The sequence below is a fragment of the Acinetobacter sp. V91_7 genome (genome assembly GCF_031799075.1).
Taxonomy (GTDB): Bacteria; Pseudomonadota; Gammaproteobacteria; order Pseudomonadales; family Moraxellaceae; genus Acinetobacter; species Acinetobacter calcoaceticus.
Window position 1 is genome coordinate 101243 of sequence record NZ_JAVQNT010000040.1, and the last position, 18155, is coordinate 119397.

16 protein-coding genes are annotated in these 18155 nt (G+C 38.1%); 11 read left to right on the top strand and 5 right to left on the bottom strand.

Annotated elements, in window-relative coordinates; all coding sequences use genetic code 11:
• Positions 1 to 107 precede the first annotated feature (107 nt).
• Positions 108 to 671 (top strand): hypothetical protein, encoded by a 564-nt coding sequence (locus tag RMB03_RS13340; protein WP_311076572.1) that lies wholly within the window; start codon positions 108 to 110, stop codon positions 669 to 671.
• Positions 672 to 724: 53 nt separating this feature from the next.
• On the opposite strand, the gene RMB03_RS13345 is transcribed toward RMB03_RS13340, so the two are convergent.
• Both RMB03_RS13345 and RMB03_RS13350 read right to left on the bottom strand, forming a co-directional pair.
• Positions 725 to 1258: a hypothetical protein gene (locus RMB03_RS13345; RefSeq protein ID WP_311076573.1), complete on the bottom strand. Its 534-nt coding sequence runs from the start codon at positions 1256 to 1258 to the stop codon at positions 725 to 727.
• Positions 1259 to 1284: 26 nt separating this feature from the next.
• Complete coding sequence (locus RMB03_RS13350; RefSeq protein ID WP_311076574.1) at positions 1285 to 2073, bottom strand: class I SAM-dependent methyltransferase; 789 nt, start codon at positions 2071 to 2073, stop codon at positions 1285 to 1287.
• A gap of 127 nt (positions 2074 to 2200) precedes the next feature.
• Here RMB03_RS13350 and RMB03_RS13355 point away from each other — a divergent pair, with 127 nt between their 5' ends.
• The 8 genes from RMB03_RS13355 to astE all read left to right on the top strand — a co-directional run bounded on the left by RMB03_RS13355 (position 2201) and on the right by astE (position 13847).
• Positions 2201 to 3478, top strand: coding sequence for a hypothetical protein (locus RMB03_RS13355; protein WP_311076575.1), 1278 nt, complete (start codon positions 2201 to 2203; stop codon positions 3476 to 3478).
• Positions 3479 to 3891: 413 nt separating this feature from the next.
• Positions 3892 to 5325 (top strand): amino acid permease, encoded by a 1434-nt coding sequence (locus RMB03_RS13360; protein WP_132070414.1) that lies wholly within the window; start codon positions 3892 to 3894, stop codon positions 5323 to 5325.
• Positions 5326 to 6355: 1030 nt separating this feature from the next.
• Entirely contained in the window at positions 6356 to 7630 is a 1275-nt protein-coding gene (locus tag RMB03_RS13365) for a Glu/Leu/Phe/Val dehydrogenase (RefSeq protein WP_132070412.1), read from the top strand.
• Between the two features lie 136 nt (positions 7631 to 7766).
• Complete coding sequence (locus RMB03_RS13370; RefSeq protein ID WP_311076576.1) at positions 7767 to 8981, top strand: aspartate aminotransferase family protein; 1215 nt, start codon at positions 7767 to 7769, stop codon at positions 8979 to 8981.
• 17 nt (positions 8982 to 8998) lie between these two features.
• A complete protein-coding gene (astA, locus tag RMB03_RS13375) occupies positions 8999 to 10030 on the top strand; it encodes an arginine N-succinyltransferase (RefSeq protein WP_003653733.1) in 1032 nt (343 codons plus the stop codon).
• Positions 10030 to 11499: a succinylglutamate-semialdehyde dehydrogenase gene (astD, locus tag RMB03_RS13380; protein WP_311076577.1), complete on the top strand. Its 1470-nt coding sequence runs from the start codon at positions 10030 to 10032 to the stop codon at positions 11497 to 11499. The genes astA and astD overlap by 1 nt, the downstream gene beginning before the upstream one ends.
• Positions 11500 to 11516: 17 nt before the next feature.
• Positions 11517 to 12860, top strand: coding sequence for an N-succinylarginine dihydrolase (gene astB, locus RMB03_RS13385; protein WP_003653731.1), 1344 nt, complete (start codon positions 11517 to 11519; stop codon positions 12858 to 12860).
• 12 nt (positions 12861 to 12872) lie between these two features.
• Positions 12873 to 13847 (top strand): succinylglutamate desuccinylase, encoded by a 975-nt coding sequence (gene astE / locus RMB03_RS13390; protein ID WP_005038396.1) that lies wholly within the window; start codon positions 12873 to 12875, stop codon positions 13845 to 13847.
• A 60-nt stretch (positions 13848 to 13907) separates the two neighbouring features.
• Here astE and RMB03_RS13395 read toward each other — a convergent pair whose 3' ends face one another.
• Positions 13908 to 14732: a hypothetical protein gene (locus tag RMB03_RS13395; protein ID WP_005038398.1), complete on the bottom strand. Its 825-nt coding sequence runs from the start codon at positions 14730 to 14732 to the stop codon at positions 13908 to 13910.
• A 596-nt stretch (positions 14733 to 15328) separates the two neighbouring features.
• On the opposite strand from RMB03_RS13395, the gene RMB03_RS13400 reads away from it, so the two are divergent.
• Positions 15329 to 15637: a hypothetical protein gene (locus RMB03_RS13400; RefSeq protein WP_311076594.1), complete on the top strand. Its 309-nt coding sequence runs from the start codon at positions 15329 to 15331 to the stop codon at positions 15635 to 15637.
• A 36-nt stretch (positions 15638 to 15673) separates the two neighbouring features.
• Positions 15674 to 17029 (top strand): S8 family serine peptidase, encoded by a 1356-nt coding sequence (locus RMB03_RS13405; RefSeq protein ID WP_311076578.1) that lies wholly within the window; start codon positions 15674 to 15676, stop codon positions 17027 to 17029.
• Positions 17030 to 17130: 101 nt separating this feature from the next.
• On the opposite strand, the gene RMB03_RS13410 is transcribed toward RMB03_RS13405, so the two are convergent.
• Both RMB03_RS13410 and RMB03_RS13415 read right to left on the bottom strand, forming a co-directional pair.
• Positions 17131 to 17562, bottom strand: a complete 432-nt coding sequence (locus RMB03_RS13410) for a hypothetical protein (protein ID WP_003653725.1) — start codon at positions 17560 to 17562, stop codon at positions 17131 to 17133.
• Positions 17563 to 17661: 99 nt separating this feature from the next.
• Positions 17662 to 18081, bottom strand: a complete 420-nt coding sequence (locus RMB03_RS13415) for a hypothetical protein (protein ID WP_003653724.1) — start codon at positions 18079 to 18081, stop codon at positions 17662 to 17664.
• Positions 18082 to 18155: the final 74 nt, after the last annotated feature.

Below are 18155 nucleotides of genomic sequence, written 5' to 3' on the forward strand. Positions count from 1 at the left end.
AATTAATCTGTATTGTTACTAAATTCCGATATTTTTTTCATGGCTTGCGACTACTATAAATTGAAGATCTATTTAATTTGATCTAGCAATATTCGAGGTATAAAGCGATGAAAAAACAACGTTTAATGATGGGCTTGCTGACTGCTATTAGTATGGGTTCAGCATTTGCATCGACCTCAAGTGAATATAATATTGCCCAAGGTTTGAACCCTGTTGAAAAAGACCAGTCTATTTCAGTATTACAGCCTTTTCAGGGGAATTTCAGAATCTTGGGTTCAAAAGTTTATCAAAATGATGAGCAAGCTAAGTTTTCACCTATTGACTATGCAGTAAGCTGGGGTTTGTTTGCTCAGCCTGAGATTGCACGTCATATTTCAGTAAAACAATATGACCGTTATCTAAACTGGAAAATTCCTAAATTACCTGTTCCAGCAGATCAGGCGATGCAAATGGTGTCTAACATGCACATCATTCCTGCGAACCCGCAAATCGCCCAACAGATTAAACAGGTAAAACGTGGAGATTTGGTCTATCTCAAAGGTGATCTTGTCGAAATTAAAGATAAAGATCTAGTCTGGAAATCATCGCTTACACCAACTGATACCGGTGATGGTGCTTGTGAACTATTTCGTGTGCAATCTATTCATTGGGTTGAAAAGCAAAATATATAATTTAAAAAGCCTTCATAAATATGAAGGCTTTTTATTAAGGAATGTAGTAGTACTTATTTCTGTTGCGATGCTTTCCAATATTTTAATTGGTTTTGTGCTTGTAAATAGTCTGCAAGATCATTGACCTGCTCATCTTTAGTCGCGTGTTTATCACTCAAGTGTTTTTCTTGGTTTTCCCAATATTGATAAAGTAGACCTTGAATGTAACGGCCTTGTTCAGTTTTTAAATCCAAATCTTTTAGCATGGTAAGAGAAGAGCGCACATTATCAAGCGTACGCTGTTGCTCAAACTCTGTAGTGAGGGTTCCAGCTTCATGCATTTTTGCTAATTCGCTTTCCATCTCGTCACTCATTTCTGTAAAGCGGCGGTCATAATCCTCTAGTAGCGCAATATCGTGTGCATCATCAGCAGTGACAGGGAACGTCTTAACAGGTCTTTCATTCAGTTTTTCCAAAACCTGATCGGTAGATGAGGTGGCAGAAGGTTGCTCCGTCTTAGCAGGCTCATCCGCTTTTTTACAAGCAGTAAGAAATAGGCTAGAGCAAAGCAAAGACATTAATATGATCTGAGGTGTTTTCTTCTTCATAACTTTCAACCAAACCTATTCACTAATTATTTAACGGGTAACGTACTTTTCTGAAAGTGATATGCATACGTAACATATGGAAAATCAATCTGATCTTGAGGACCTAATCCCGTAAAATCATAAACAATTTTTTCAAACTGTGCTTTGAGTTGTAATTGATCTTTTTCAGTCATTGCGGCAATAAAACTTGTTGAGAGTAATCGTTTGCTCACCACTTGTTCGACGCTACCACGTTGTGACTGTGTAAACGTTTGTAGGCTATCAAATACAAATAAATCTTGTTGTTCAAATACGATTTTCCACTTTTCACTATGATAGCGGGGTGTATCTCCTTCAAGTGGAAGTAGAAAATCAGCTAAAGCTTTGACCCAATCCGTACGCTCATCGCGTTGATTCCAAACCAGTCCTAAATGTCCTTGTGGTTTTAATATCCTATACATTTCTGTTAGGGTATCTATGTTGTCAAACCAATGAAAAGATTGCGCACAAATAATGGCATCAATTTTATGATCTGCTACAGGAATTGAATGGCTAAAAGCCTGTAATGTTTTGATATCAGGATAAACGTGTTGAAGCTGCTGTAACATCTCGCCAATTGGCTCAACTGCAATAATATCTGCATGTGTTTGTTTTAAGTAGGGTAAGAATTTGCCAGTACCCGATCCAAGATCGATAACAGTAGAGTTTTCCTGTATTTGGAGGCAATTTTGCAGCCAACTCACTATTTCTGCGGGATAATTAGGCCTAACTTGCTGATACAGTTCAGCAGCTGAGCTGAAGCCTTTTTGAGCGGCAGGATGTAAGGATTGTGTCATATTTTGCGCTTTTTAATCTGACTGGCATCTATAAAATAAGATACTCCGCAATCATAAATTGGCAAAACACCTATTTTGTTTCATTTTTGACGTTGTATGTGGGAGCAAATTTTCTTTCGGTGTGAGCATGGATAAGCAAATTATTTTTGAAGACGAACACATTAGAGCCATTTTTTTACCAGGCGATTCTAATACATTGGTTCTCTCTTTTGGCGATTTGATTACCCGAGCGAGTGGCTTATCTATCAATGCTGAAAAGTCCCTAATTAAATACCAATACAATGTTATTGGGATAATGCCAAAACAAAAATCATGGTTTCCTCAAGCGAGCATGATTGAGCTGGCGAAAACAATTTCGCCTGTTCTTCAGGGTTTTAAAAATATTGTGGGTTATGGCGGTTCGATGGGCGGCTATGCAGCAATCAAATATTCTAATTTATTGAATATGAACCGTGTGATTGCATTTGTGCCTCAATATTCAATTGATCCTGACCATGTTGAAGATCGACGCTATGCTGAGTTTTTTGATGCGGTAGCAAATAAAGACATGCAGATCCAGCTGCAAGATGTGGATGCAGCGCGTGAATACGTCATTGTTTATGACCCTTATTTTTCGATTGACCGCGAACATTACCTAAAAATAAAAGAGCTATTGCCAAACTTACATACGATTCATTTGCCATTTACTGGTCATGAAGCATTGTCAGTATTAGCAAGTTCAAGTTTATTGCATGATTTTATTGAGCATGAGTTTGACGAAATTTATTTCTATCAACAGGTTCGTAAGGTCAAAAAGCAAAGTAAATTTTATTTCCGTAATGTACTTGCACATGTTCTTTCGCATCATGATGACATGTTGTTAAAAATATTACGCCAAAATGATTTTCAGCTTGATGAGCGTTATTTTGATAACCCACTTAAACAGGCTATTACCCGTAGCCTTATGAAAGCAAAGCAGGCAACTGAGCTAGACTTTCAAAAACTGGGTATTAAGGTGCAACAAACTCAGCAAGAAGTGACTTATAAAGAAGGGTTACAGAATAGCTTTAATTCAATTTTGGTATTCAACCTCATTAATTCAAAGTTTGAGAGTTATGCTCTAGATGTTCTGTTGGCAAATAAGTCTTATTTGATTCCAATTGTGGCTGAACACACTGGTGTAGTGCACATTGAATTAAATAATGAAACTTATTTGTTAGGGATGAATGATCGTAAAGTCATTAAATTGTTCAAGAGCAAAGAGCCTTTAACATCTGACATGAGTCCGTTTGTAATCAAAAAATATTCCGACTTTTTTGCAATTAGCTATAAACAATTAAATTTATCTTGTGATGAACATGGGATGTGTGAATTTATAGAAGGTTCAATCAAGCCTACTGAACAACTGATCTCAATCACCTATTAAACCTTTCTGGTGGTTAAATAAAGCTCAAGTCTAAAGATTTGGGCTTTATTTTTTGCTTAAAAAATATTTTTTCATTAATTTATTTGTATATTAAATTCAAAGTCATTATTTAAATAAATGATGCGTTTGTTTTGTGAATATCTGGCGTATTAAATACAAGCATTATAAATTAGGTGAAAAAATACCATGCTTTAAAATAAATGATATTTGCATATGTATAAAATAAATAAATGATTGGAGGCTAATTAAAATACAACTATAACTTTAAATTTTAATAAGTATTTGTTTTTTATTTATATGTTATTTATGTGGTGATAGGTTGTTTAAAATAAGTTCACTATTCAAAGATAATTGCATATTTATTTTTTTATCCTAAAATGATTTTTTACTAAATTGTCGTTACAGTTTTTTATATGCAATCATTAAATTATCGGAATAATGATGCATCGCAACATGGAAGTTCTGCACCTTTGAAACGAGCAATGAGTACTCGACATTTGGTGATGATCTCCCTTGGCGGTGCCATAGGTACAGGTCTTTTTTTAGGTTCTGGTGATGTAATTTCGCAAGCAGGCCCAATCGGGGCAATTATTTCTTATTTTTTGGGTGGTTTAATCGCCTACACCGTAATGCTATGCCTCGGTGAACTTGCAGTTCATGTACCTGAATCGGGTTCTTTTGGAGAGTATGCCCGCCGTTATATCGGTCCAGGCACAGGATATATGATTACTTGGCTGTACTGGTTAACTTGGACGGCCACTTTGGGGACTGAGTTTACCGCCGCGGCTTTACTGGTTCAGGAGTGGTTTCCAACTACTTCGGTTTGGGCTTGGACTCTGTGTTTTGGTGCCCTAGTTTTTATTCTGAATGTGAGTTCAACTCGATTGTTTGCCGAGTCTGAATTTTGGTTAGCACTTGTCAAAGTTATCACGATTATCTGTTTTATTGGTTTAGGGTTGCTGGCAATTTTTGGTTTTATCCCTTACCAAGGGCATGAGACAGCGCCACTATTTAGTAATTTGACAGCACATGGTTGGTTCCCTCACGGTTTATTTCCAATTTTTGCAACTATGCTGATCGTTAATTTCGCATTTTCGGGTACGGAGTTAATTGGTGTGGCGGCTGGTGAGACTGAAAATCCTGCGAAGACAGTCCCAAAAGCGATTAATGCCGCCATTTGGCGTCTACTAATTTTCTTTGTTGGTACCATTGTTGTAATTACTTCGCTATTGCCATTCGAGCTTGCAGGTTTGAATGCAAACGAAGTAAGTAATAGCCCTTTTGTGACTGTGTTTAATTACATTGGTATTCCTTATGCGGAAGATATTATCCGCTTTGTAATCATTACGGCTTTACTCTCAGCTGCCAATTCTGGTTTATTTGCTGCTTCACGTATGATGTGGTCACTTTCAGTAAAAAACCAATTACCAAAAATATTTTCAAAGCTTACTCCTTCAGGAACACCGATTGTTGCCATTACTGTGACGATGTTTGGTGCAATACCTGGGTTGCTTTCAGAGCAGTTTGCCCCTGAGACGATCTTTAAAAATTTATTGGGTGTTGCAGCATTTACCATGGTGGTTGTTTGGATTGCAATTTGCGTATCTCAATTTAATTTCCGTAGACAGTGGTATAAATCTGGGAAAACTGCAAAAGATTTACGTTTTGCTGCTCCTTTATTTCCTTTGACTCCAATTGTGGGTGGTCTGTTCTGTGCTGTTACTTGTATTAGTATGGTGGTTGATCCTTCGATGCAAGTCGGCTTTATCTGTTGTATTGTTTTTATTCTTTTATGTTATGCGAGCTACTTCATTTTTTATCACAAGAAAGATGTGGTACAGAGCTAAGCGTTGTATGCTTTTACAAGCGTAGTCTAAAGGTCCCATTTGGGGCCTTTTTTATGGTCTGTAGGAAATTAAAAAGGATGGATTCTATATATTTTTTTTAAAAATGAATTTTTATTTTTAATCATGGAAACAAATGTTGTTTTATAAATTCACCATTTATCGGATTTTTATTAATATTTATTTATTATAAATATTTGATTAAGTCTATGTTTAGTCTTGTTATTTAATAAGGTGGTGTTTTTAGTTTTTTAGAATAGCAGGGTGGAATAGGATTAATATGGATTTAATGTGGAGAATAGATAATTTTTTGATGGTTTTTGAAAAGATTGAATTTTATAACCGATTGTTATTTATGATTAAAAATATTTACATTTTTTATATTTATGGAAGTTTATTTTCTATAATTTTTTTTATTAGAGTTAAGGATTTTTTAATATTTGTTGTTTTTTTATTATAAATGTCAGTTCGATTTGATTATTTTTTCTCTTCTTATTTATTTTAAAATGTTCTAAATGAGCTTGCTCTATGCTATATTTATTGGAAGATTTTATATCTATGTTGCGGCTTAATTTTAAGCAGTATGTGTGGAAATAATTAATCTGTATGATTATTGAACAAAGTTTATTTTAAAAAGACTAATGGAGGGATCTATCGATTAGTCAAAAAAATTTTATGGACTCATGGTTTTTGTAAATCATAGTTCTTTTTAACTCCCAAACGGTTATGTCACTTCTTTTGTATTCATATTTCAGCCGGCTGGTTTTAGTGGGTTGTGGCTAGTTTTTTGCTTTTATAAAACTCTCTTTATAAACAGCAATTTAGACAAAAGAAAACTTGTAAAAGATATCGGTATATAAAAGTAGATCGTACTTTTAGTACCAACAAATGGAATTTAAAAAATCTGATGCTTTAGAAGAGCAAAAGATTTAGTAAATAAACTAAGGCACTGTTATTTCAGGGTTTTAGTTGCTAAATAATAAAGATTACAGATTTATCAAATCTGAGTCTATGAAGGTATATAGGAAAAAAGATGTCAGATCTTTCATACGTAAACGAACACAGCGATGCTTGGCAAACTTACTTGGCACAAATTGACCGTGTTGCTCCGTACTTAGACCACTTAGCTGAGTTTATCGACACTTTAAAACGTCCAAAACGTGCACTTATTGTAGACGTGCCAATTGTAATGGATGACGGTTCTATTCAGCACTTTGAAGGCTACCGTGTACAACACAACTTGTCTCGTGGTCCTGGTAAAGGTGGTGTTCGTTACCATCCGAATGTTGATTTGAACGAAGTTATGGCGTTGTCTGCATGGATGACAATTAAAACTGCTGTTTTGAACTTGCCATTTGGCGGTGCAAAAGGTGGTATCCGTGTTGATCCACGTAAATTATCTAATCGTGAATTAGAGCGTTTAACTCGTCGTTATACGACTGAAATCGGTCACATTATCGGGCCTCAAAAAGATATCCCTGCTCCAGACGTTGGTACAAATGCCAATATCATGGGTTGGATGATGGATACTTATTCTACAAGCCAAGGTTACACAGTAACTGGTGTTGTAACTGGTAAGCCTGTTCACTTAGGTGGTTCTTTAGGTCGTGTAAAAGCGACTGGTCGTGGTGTATTCGTTACAGGTCGTGAAGTAGCTGCAAAAATCAACTTACCAATTGAAGGTGCGAAAGTCGCTATTCAAGGTTTTGGTAACGTAGGTAGTGAAGCTGCTTTCTTATTTGTTGAATCAAAAGCGAAAGTTACACACGTTCAAGACCATACAGGCACTATTTTCAATGCTGATGGTATTGATCTTGAAGCGTTACGTGATCACGTAAATGCAAATCAAGGTGGTGTTGGCGGCTTCGCTGGTGCGCAATCAATCGCTGATGAGGATTTCTGGACAGCAGAAGTTGACATTATTGTTCCTGCTGCATTGGAAGGTCAAATCACTGTTGATCGTGCTCAAAAACTTAAAGCTAAGTTGATTTTAGAAGGCGCAAACGGCCCGACTTATCCTAAAGCTGAAGACGTATTAGTTGAGCGTGGCATTGTTGTAGTACCTGACGTGGTATGTAACGCCGGCGGTGTAACTGTAAGTTACTTCGAATGGGTTCAAGACATGGCGAGCTACTTCTGGACCGAAGAAGAAATCAATGAGCGTTTAGACAAATTGATGGTTCAAGCTATGGATGACGTTTGGAATACAGCAAACAGCAATGCTTGTACTTTACGTACAGCAGCTTACATCTTGGCATGTGAGCGTATTTTAAAAGCTCGTAAAGAGCGTGGTATTTTCCCAGGCTAATCTGCGGAAATTACTTTTAGAAAAAGTGGTCTGAGCAAATACAAAGGATGTTATAGGGTTTATTTGTTCAGTCCCTTTTTCTGAATTATTAAAATTTAAGTGATATCGAATATATTAAATAAATACTGAGGTAAGCATGGAACAGCCAATTTCTGTAACTCGAAGCAACTTTAACGACTGGATGGTTCCAGTTTTTGCACCGGCAAATTTCATTCCTGTACGTGGTGAAGGTTCGCGTATCTGGGATCAAGAAAATAAAGAATATATCGATTTTGCAGGCGGGATTGCAGTAAACGCATTAGGTCATGCGCATCCAGTGGCAGTAAATGCTTTAACAGAACAAGCAAAAAAACTTTGGCATGTGGGCAATGGTTATACAAATGAACCTGTTCTACGCCTTGCAAAACAACTCACTGAAAATACATTTGCAGACAAAGTTTTCTTCTGTAACTCAGGTGCAGAAGCCAATGAAGCGGCACTAAAACTTGCACGTAAAGTGGGTTTAGATAGTGGTGTTGCTGGTAAAAGTGGCATTGTGGCATTTAAAAATGCTTTCCATGGTCGTACGTTATTTACCGTTTCAGCAGGCGGTCAACCTAAATATTCACAAGACTTTGCACCGCTTCCAAATGGAATTAACCATGTTGCCTTTAACGATTTAGACGCAGCAAAAGCGGTAATTAATGAGCAAACATGCGCGGTTATTGTTGAGCTGATACAAGGTGAAGGCGGCGTTATTCCGGCTGACATCGAATTTTTAAAAGGCTTACGCGCACTGTGTGATGAGTTTGGTGCCTTACTTATTTTTGATGAAGTACAAACTGGTGTCGGACGTACAGGCGCACTTTATGCCTACATGAACACTGGTGTTATTCCAGATGTTCTTACAACTGCAAAAGCACTAGGTGGTGGTTTCCCAGTCGGTGCAATGTTAACAACCGATAAGTTTGCGCCGCATTTTTCAGTTGGTACGCACGGTACGACTTATGGCGGTAATCCGTTAGCAAGTGCAGTTGCAGGTGCAGTATTCGAATTTATTAATACACCTGAAGTCCTTGAGGGTGTAAAGCATCGTCATCAGTATTTCCTTGATGCCTTGAATACTTTAAATGCTGAACATCAGATTTTTGAAGAAATTCGTGGTCAAGGTTTGCTCATTGGTTGCGTATTAAAAGCTGAGTATGCAGGAAAAGCTAAAGATATTACGACTTGGGCTGGTGAGGAAGGATTACTTGCTTTAATTGCAGGTCCGGATGTTGTTCGTTTTACTCCGTCTCTCATTATTCCTGAACAAGATATTGATGAAGGAATTGCTCGTTTAAAAAGAGCATTGGCAAAATTGGCTAAATAAAAAAAAGGAAGCTAGCCATGATGATTGTCCGTCATGCCGAGTTTCGAGACCTTGAAGATATTTATAAATTAGCAGGTAAGTCGGGTGTAGGCCTGACTTCCTTGCCACAAAATATGGATACACTTTCGGCTCGAATTTCACGTACTCGCAATACTTTAAATGGCAATGTCCATAAAAGTGAACAAGGCTATTTATTTGTTCTTGAAGATACAGAAGCTCAACGTGTTATTGGTTTAAGTGCAATTGAAGTTGCTGTAGGGCTCATGGAACCTTGGTACAACTTTCATGTTGGAACACAAGTACATGCTTCAAAAGCATTAAATGTTTATAAGTCATTACCGACCTTATTTTTAAGTAATGACAGAACAGGTAGTAGTGAACTCTGTACATTATTTTTAGATCCAGAGCGTCGTGAAAACCAAAACGGTAAATTCTTATCGAAAATCCGTTTTATGTTTATCGCTGCCTTTAAGCAATATTTCGAGAAAAAATTAATTGCTGAAATGCGTGGTTTCTCAGACGAAAATGGATGTTCTCCATTTTGGGATGCGATTGGTCACCATTTCTTTAATATGGATTTCTCAACTGCCGACTATTTGAGCGGAATTGGGCAAAAAGTATTTATTGCAGAGCTTATGCCACGTTTTCCTGTCTATGTAGATCTCTTGCCAAAAGATGCGCAAGAGGTGATTGGAAAAATGCATCCACAAACTTTGCCTGCCTATCATGTGCTTGAGTCGGAAGGTTTACGCTATCAAGGATATGTCGATATTTTTGATGCTGGCCCAACGGTTGAAGCCAATATTGATGAATTACGCGCAGTAAAAGAAAGTCAGTTATTAAACGTCAAAATTACAAGTGAAGCTGCGGTCGGTAAGACCCAATATCTCGTTGCTAATGATAATTATCATGACTATCGCGCAATGCTGATGAAGCTTGATCTTGTTGATAACACTATAAATTTAACGCATGAACAAGCTGAAAACCTCGGTGTACAAGAAGGTCATGTTGTTCGTGTGCTATCACTCAATCCAATGGAAGTATCCTGATGTCAAACTCTTTATTTATAAACGGTGTCTGGTTACAAGGCAGCGGCACAACATTTGAAAAAACAAATCCAGTTGATAACCAAACTGTCTGGTCGGGTGCTGAGGCTACTGCTACTGATGTTGAGCAAGCTTGCCAAGCAGCACGTACTGCATTTCCAGCATGGGCACGTTTACCTTTTGTAGAGCGTGTGGCGATTGTTGAAAAATTTGCAGCTTTGCTTGAAGAAAATAAAAAGCACTTAGCGGAAGTCATTAGCCAAGAAACGAGTAAACCATTTTGGGAAACGTTAACTGAAGTTCAATCAATGATTGGTAAAGTTGCTATTTCAATTCGTGCTTATCACCAGCGTACTGGTGAAAGCTCAACTGAAATGGCTGATGGTGTGGCATCTTTACGCCACCGTCCACATGGTGTGCTTGCAGTTTTCGGTCCATATAACTTTCCGGGCCATTTACCAAATGGACATATTGTTCCTGCATTACTTGCAGGCAATACCGTGGTATTTAAGCCAAGTGAATTAACGCCTTGGACTGCTGAAGAAACTGTAAAACTTTGGCAGCAAGCGGGTTTGCCTAATGGTGTAATGAACTTGGTGCAAGGTGGTCGTACTACTGGTGAAGCGTTAGCTGCTTCATATGAAATTGACGGTTTATTATTTACCGGAAGTGCGAACACAGGTTATCACCTACATAAACAAATGGCGGGTGCTCCTGAAAAAATTCTTGCGCTTGAAATGGGCGGTAATAATGCATTGATTATTGATGAAATTATCGATATTGATGCTGTGGTTAATCTTACTATTCAATCTGCCTTTGTTTCGGCGGGTCAGCGTTGTACATGTGCACGTCGCATCTTGGTAAAAAATGGTCCAGAAGGCGATGCATTTATTCAACGTTTTGTTGAGGTTGCTAAAAACTTAAAAGTTGGTCGTTGGAACGACGAACAACAACCATTTATGGGTGGCGTTATCTCGTCAGTTGCCGCATCAAACATGATGCTTGCTCAGCAAAAATTGCTTGAGCTTGGCGCAAAAAGTTTATTGCCAATGACGCGTCCGCAAGAAGACAGTTCGTTACTTACCCCAGGCATTGTTGATGTAACAGGTGTGGCAGATATTCCAGATGAAGAATATTTTGGTCCACTTACGACGATTCAACGTTATGACAACTTTGATGAAGCATTGAAAATTGCAAATGCAACTCGCTTTGGTTTGTCTGTTGGTCTGGTTTCTCCAAAACGTGAATTGTTTGATCAAGTACTTATTGAAGCGCGTGCCGGTATTGTGAACTGGAACAAGCCATTAACAGGTGCTTCAAGTGCTGCGCCATTTGGTGGTGTAGGGGCATCGGGTAACCATCGTGCGAGCGCCTTTTATGCCGCTGATTATTGTGCTTGGCCAATGGCTTCACTTGAAAGTGACAGCTTAACCTTACCAGAAAAATTATCTCCAGGGATTGTGTTGCCTTAAACACTAGGGAAAGAAAAATGAAAGGATATGAAGTAAATTTCGATGGTTTAGTGGGACCAACACATCACTACGCGGGCTTGTCGTTTGGTAATGAAGCATCGACAAAAAACCGTAATAATGCCTCTAATCCAAAATTAGCAGCTAAACAAGGCTTGCTAAAAATGAAAGCTTTAGCTGATTTGGGTATGAAGCAGGGTGTACTTGCCCCGCATGAGCGTCCACATGTTCCAATGTTACGCCGTTTGGGTTTTACAGGAGATGACATTAGTGTTGTTGCTCAAGCAATGCGTCATTCCCCTGAACTCTTATCATCTTTAAGTTCCGCTTCGCCAATGTGGACTGCAAATGCGGCAACAGTTTCACCTTCGGCAGATAGCCAAGATGAACGTGTGCATTTTACCGCAGCAAACTTAAATAATAAGTTTCACCGTTCGATTGAAGCGGAAACAACAAGCCAAGTTTTGCAAGCGATCTTTAAAAATGAACGTCATTTTGTACACCATGAAGCATTGCCGCAAGTGGCTTTGTTTGGTGATGAAGGCGCAGCAAATCACAATCGTTTAGGTGGTGATTATGCTAAGCGTGGGGTTCAAGTTTTTGTTTACGGTCAACAACATTTAAATAATGGTTTGCCGGGGCCAAAACGTTATCCTGCTCGTCAGACTCGTGAAGCAAGCGAAGCAATTGCGCGTTTGCACCGTTTGGATGATGCACATACAGTTTTTGTTCAACAAAATCCGGATGTGATTGATCAAGGCGTTTTTCATAATGATGTGATTGCGGTCAGCAACCAACAGGTTTTATTCCATCATCAACATGCATTTTTAAATCAAGATCAGGCTTTTGCTGAAATTCGTCAAAAAATGGCAAGCATCGGTGAAGATTTTATCTCCATTGAAGTTCCTGAAAATCGCGTTACCGTTGATGATGCAGTAGCAACATATTTATTTAATAGCCAGATTTTGACTCGTCCAGATGGTGGAATGACCATTGTTGTACCAGAAGAGTCTCGCCAGAATAAGGCAGTTTGGGGTTATTTGAACGATATGGTTCAGATGGGTACACCAATTGATGCTATTCAGGTTTATGACTTACGTGAAAGTATGCGTAATGGTGGTGGACCAGCATGTTTACGTTTACGCGTAGCTTTAAATGAAACCGAGTTAAATGCTGTAAATCCAAAAGTATTAATGAATGATCAATTGTTTGGCACACTCAATCAATGGGTAGATAAACATTATCGTGATCGTTTAGCTCAAGAAGATTTAGCTGATCCGCATTTATTGATGGAAAGCCGTATGGCGCTTGATGAGCTGACCAAAATTTTAGGTTTGGGTTCAGTTTATCCTTTCCAAAAATAAGGAGGAGGTGACATGCAAGATTTTCTAGCATTAACCTTACAAGGTGAGCAGCCTACAACACGTGAAGGAAAACAAGATAATTTTTCTTGGCGTTGGTTAGGTGAGGGAATTCTTGAATGTACGCCACATGCACAGTACGACAAAGCCGTCGTACTGTCAGCTGGAGTACATGGTAATGAAACAGCACCAATTGAATTGTTGTCTCATCTTTGCACAGATTTATTTGCTGGACGCTTAAACCTTGCTGTGAGGCTGTTGTTTGTATTGGGTAATCCATATGCAATGCGTCAAGGTAAACGTTATGTGCATGACGATGTGAACCGAATGTTTTGTGGTGGATATAAAACTCTGCCAGTGACTGAAGAATCAAAGCGAGCTGAGGTTTTAGAGCAAGTTGTCACGACTTTCTTTCAAGAAAGTTCAAGCCAAGCAAAGCGTTATCACTATGATTTGCACACAGCTATTCGGGCTTCTTTATTGCCTACTTTCGCTTTATTTCCTTATCAAACGCATGCTTATGATGCGAATTTGACAGCGAGTCTTGAAGCGGCCAATTTAGATGCTTTGGTATATCACAATGCGATAGGTAAAACGTTTACGCATTTTACCAGTGAGAATTTTAAAGCAGCCAGTGCAACTTTAGAGTTGGGAAAAGCTTTGCCATTTGGACAAAATGACTTGAGTCAGTTTGCGGCAATTGATGAAGTCATCCGTCATGTCGTTTCTGAGCAAGTTTTACCAGCACGCAATAAAGCGAAAATTCGAGTGTTTAAAGTATCGGACTCTTTAATTAAAAAAGATGAAGATTTTCAGATGAACTTATCAGCTGAAGCTCCGAATTTTTCGACTTTTACAAAAGGTGAAATCATTGCGACACAACCTTCTGGTAATTATGTTGTTGAACAAGATCAGGTCTGGATTTTATTTCCAAATCCAAATGTGAAGCTCGGTTTACGTGCAGGTTTAGTTTTAACTGAAATGGGCTGAATGATTGATTTTAAATAAATAAAAAAGGGCGATTAATCGCCCTTTTTTGTGCATCACGTATTAATTAGTACCGAAAAGACCTTTAATCCAAGATTTCTTTTCTGCTTTTTGTGTAGACGCTTGCGCATCTGCATTTACACTTGCATTAATTCCGACAGGAGCAACGTTAACACCAACATTTACACCAGTATTAGCATTGATTGCCGCTGGTTGAGCTGCATTTAACTTTGCCTGAGCATCCGCTTTAGTGTCTGCAACAAACTCTTTTTGCTCAGCTTGATTTTGAGCTACGCGAGTTTTTACAGCATCTACATGCGCTTGAGCATCAGCTTGTTTTTCAGCAGTAAATTCTTTTTGGTCAGCTTGTTTTTCTGCAACTTTAGTTTTTACAGCATCAACATGTGCTTTTGTATCGGCTTTAGCTTCAACTGCTAGGTTTTTAGTACCCGTTGCAGCTTTAGTTGCTAAGTTTTTAGTGCCAACTGCAGCTTCAGTTGCTAGGTTTTTAGTACCCGTTGCTGTTTTAGTTGCAAAGTTTTTAGTACCAACTGCAGCTTCAGTAGCCAAGTGTTTAGTACCTGTTGCAGCCTCAGTCGCTAAGTGTTTAGTACCTGTTGCTGCTTTAGAAGAAAGTTCAGTCACTTTACCAGTTGTTTTTTTAGTCGCTTTAACTGTAGTGTCAGCAGCAACATGACCCGCATGTTTTGCTGTGCTACCTACAGTATGTGCAGTATTTTTGACTGTGTTCGCTACGCCACTAACAAGACCACCTGGTTGTACATTTACTTCGGCAGAAGCACCTGCATTAACGCCCGCACTTTGTGCAAAAATAGAGGCAGAAGCAAGAACACTTGCAGTAACGATAGCTGTTTTCATCATTTTCATTGCGATATCCTTCAAAGAATATACCCTTTTAGTGAGGTATTTCATAAACGCTAACGAATCATAGCTAACACACCATGGGCTTGGGAACTGACTTCATCAAAACGTTACAACAGTGTTACGTTGAGTAAACAGACTGGGGATAAATTGTGAAGATTAATAAAAATTAATAATAAAGTGAAAAAGAATGTTTATTTGTTAGTTATTCTAATTAAGCTGGTCTAATTTTATCTTTTTATTTTTTTAAAAATTAAATTTCAAATTTTCTTGAAGTTACTCTTCTTTTCAACATGTACGTATATCTCTAATTGTGATTTGAGTCTCATTATTTATTAGTGGGAACGGCATAGTTATTGCTTATTATGAGAATAAGATGCTTTCTAGCACTTTTTTGAACCACCTTCTGCCAGAAATATAAATGTACAGGGCAGAACAACATTTTTGCTTATTTGGGTGTGGATATTTCTACTTCTCTTGTGGGTATATATTTCATTCATTAGATTTTTCACATGAAATATATTTTAAGAAATACCTCTTTATTTCGAATAATCAAAAATAAAAATAGATGTCTATAAACAAAAAAACAGAGATCTTGAATGATGAAAATTATTGCTTCCTTTCTTGTATTGGTCGGCTTGGTCGCCGTTGTTCTCTATTTTAAGCCAACAAGTGGTGCATCTGATGTGTTCAATTCGGTTTTACATGAATCGAATTCGTCACAACCAGACACATCATCTTCTCTTTCTAAACTTAAGGAGCCTACTCAAGCTAAAAATCTATCTTTAGATTCAACTCATCCTCAATCGGTGTCAGCTGATACCGTTCCTTTTTACAACACAAAAAGTGATCTTTCTATTCAACCGATTGATCCAGAAAAAGATCCAGCAAATGAAATAAAAGCGAAATAAGCAAATTGTTAGTTGAAAAAACTACGGAGAAAAATAATGCAAAGTAAAACGTTATTTCTATTAGGTCTATGTACGATATTAAGTACAACAGCATCCGCTCTTCCTTTAGATTCTAAAGGGGCTAAACAGCGGTTAAATCAAGCAGCAAAACAAAAAGTGCTTCAGGGTAAAATTGATTTAGATGCTCTGGTCACTAACGATTCGAATGATTTAATTGTTGAATACAATATTCCTTCGGTGAGCGTGCCCTCTGGTTTAGAGCGGCGGAGTTATATCGCAACCAATAAAAAGAATATACAGGCAAGGTTTAACCGTACTGGCGGTGTGCAAGTACTGCGGGACTACAATAATTTGCCTTTAGCTTTTTATCGGATTAGTAACCGCGAAGCATTAGTCTCTTTATTAAATGACCCGAATGTTAAAGCGGTTTACCCAAATCGGATTAATCAAACTACGACCAATGAAAGCTTACCTTTAATTAACCAACCACAAGCAAACACCAATGGTTTTACGGGTGAGGGTTCTAGTGTGGCAGTGATTGATACAGGTTTGAACTATTTACATTCCGATTTTGGTTGTACGGCAGTCAATACACCATCAAGCACATGTCGGGTAGTTTATTCTTTTGATAGTGCACCAGATGATGGGGCATTAGATGATGACGGACATGGCAGTAATGTTTCAGGTATTGTGTCTAAAGTCGCAACTAAAACTAAAATTATTGGTATTGATGTCTTTAGAAAAGTGAGGTCTCAAGGTAAGTGGGTCAGTACAGCCTATGATAGTGATATTCTTGCAGGGATTAACTGGGCCGTAAACAATGCACAAACTTATAATATTAAAGCGGTTAATTTAAGTCTTGGCGTTCCTGGCGTTAAATATACTTCAGAGTGTAGTGATAGTAGTTATGGAACGGCATTTGCCAATGCACGTGCTGCTGGTGTGGTGCCTGTAGTAGCTTCAGGTAATGATGCATTTGCAGATGGTATTTCATCTCCTGCCTGTGTTGCTGGTGCAGTGAGAGTCGGTGCTGTTTATGACAGTAATATTGGTGGTGTGTCATGGGGGAATCCAGTGAAATGTTCTGACCCAACCACAGCAGCAGATAAGGTAGCATGTTTTAGTAATGGTGGTAGCCTTGTGACTTTATTAGCACCAGGTGCAATGATTACCGCGGGTGGTTACACCATGGGCGGTACGTCTCAAGCAACACCACATGTGGCAGGCGCGATTGCTTTATTACGAGCGAATAGTGTGAGTCCAACTGAAAGTATTGAGCAAACGATTAGCCGTTTAAAAACGACAGGTAAGCCAATTACAGATTCGAGAACGGGATTAGTTTTTCCGCGGATTGATTTGCTGGCAGCAACAAATGGCTTGATCGCTAACTAAATAGCTTATTTATAATTTTTAAATCAGGTCCAAGAAATTTTAAATGGCTATAACTCGTTGCAAAAGAAAGCTTCTGCAACGAGTTTTTTTATGGAAAAGCCTTAATTACACTTTGCTAAATTAGCTGCATTAAAATTATTTTGGAGTTTTTTGAAGTTATTTTGAATTTCAGGATCTTGAATATTAAAGGTCGTAGAACTCTTAGTCGTAGAGTTGGTTGCTTGATTTAATATGCCTGATTCATCAGGGTATTGTAGAGTCGAAGAAGTCGCTGAAATTAGACCTTTATTATTAAACGTCCAATGTTCGGTCACATGTCCTCCACCTAAATAACCTGTAAATTCAATCATACAAGCTTGATTATCTTGTTTAATGAGCTTGGCCACATTACCTGTTGTAGACGGGTAGGCTTCGATATTGGTGTCTTGCTCTAAAACTTGAGCTTGAGAATAAGAAGAAAGGGGCGTTGATGTTGCACATGCAGTTAATGCTAAGCAGCATAGTGTTGAAAAGAGAAGTTTTTGACTATTCATAAGGCAGATTCCTAGCTCTTTATAGTGAGTGGTATTTATGTCTAGATTGATATTTGTATTTTATATTAAAGCGCGAATTTATCGCGCTATCCAAGAAATTTAGTTAACCGTAGTGCTAGATTTACTTAACTCACCTTGTTCTATTGGGATGTTTTCACCGTTTCGGCTACTGGTAATATTTTGCTTAGCTTGATCTATTTTTGTTTCAGTAAAAGCTTTTGCTGTATCCGCTTTTTGTTGAACGACTTCTGCCTTTTCAGCAGTAAATTCTTTGGTGTTTTTCCACTTTTCACTAATTTTATTTGAGGTCTTTTCAGAAGCACCTTGAATATTGTCTCCTAAATTTTGTATGCCTTTTCCTGTTTTATATAACAGTACACGCCCTAAACTTGGATTATCACCATAAGGTTGTGTTTTCGGAGCTATTTCATTCACTTGTTGAGGTTGCGTTGTTTCAGCAAATAAGCTTGATGAAGCCAATATAGAGGTCGCAATACATAGAGTTTTTAGGGTTTTCATTTTGGATAAAACCTCCCCAACCAGAATCAAAAGATGAAGTGCTGATCTTACTGATAAAAATACAGCTTGTACTG

Coding starts and splice junctions, on each gene's coding strand:
- RMB03_RS13355 (WP_311076575.1), top strand. CDS start 2,201: ATGGATAAGCAAATTATTTTTGAAGACGAACACATTAGAGCCATTTTT.
- RMB03_RS13415 (WP_003653724.1), bottom strand. CDS start 18,081: ATGAAAACCCTAAAAACTCTATGTATTGCGACCTCTATATTGGCTTCA.
- RMB03_RS13410 (WP_003653725.1), bottom strand. CDS start 17,562: ATGAATAGTCAAAAACTTCTCTTTTCAACACTATGCTGCTTAGCATTA.
- RMB03_RS13360 (WP_132070414.1), top strand. CDS start 3,892: ATGCAATCATTAAATTATCGGAATAATGATGCATCGCAACATGGAAGT.
- RMB03_RS13350 (WP_311076574.1), bottom strand. CDS start 2,073: ATGACACAATCCTTACATCCTGCCGCTCAAAAAGGCTTCAGCTCAGCT.
- RMB03_RS13395 (WP_005038398.1), bottom strand. CDS start 14,732: ATGAAAATGATGAAAACAGCTATCGTTACTGCAAGTGTTCTTGCTTCT.
- astA (WP_003653733.1), top strand. CDS start 8,999: ATGATGATTGTCCGTCATGCCGAGTTTCGAGACCTTGAAGATATTTAT.
- astE (WP_005038396.1), top strand. CDS start 12,873: ATGCAAGATTTTCTAGCATTAACCTTACAAGGTGAGCAGCCTACAACA.
- astD (WP_311076577.1), top strand. CDS start 10,030: ATGTCAAACTCTTTATTTATAAACGGTGTCTGGTTACAAGGCAGCGGC.
- RMB03_RS13345 (WP_311076573.1), bottom strand. CDS start 1,258: ATGAAGAAGAAAACACCTCAGATCATATTAATGTCTTTGCTTTGCTCT.
- astB (WP_003653731.1), top strand. CDS start 11,517: ATGAAAGGATATGAAGTAAATTTCGATGGTTTAGTGGGACCAACACAT.
- RMB03_RS13370 (WP_311076576.1), top strand. CDS start 7,767: ATGGAACAGCCAATTTCTGTAACTCGAAGCAACTTTAACGACTGGATG.
- RMB03_RS13365 (WP_132070412.1), top strand. CDS start 6,356: ATGTCAGATCTTTCATACGTAAACGAACACAGCGATGCTTGGCAAACT.
- RMB03_RS13400 (WP_311076594.1), top strand. CDS start 15,329: ATGAAAATTATTGCTTCCTTTCTTGTATTGGTCGGCTTGGTCGCCGTT.
- RMB03_RS13405 (WP_311076578.1), top strand. CDS start 15,674: ATGCAAAGTAAAACGTTATTTCTATTAGGTCTATGTACGATATTAAGT.
- RMB03_RS13340 (WP_311076572.1), top strand. CDS start 108: ATGAAAAAACAACGTTTAATGATGGGCTTGCTGACTGCTATTAGTATG.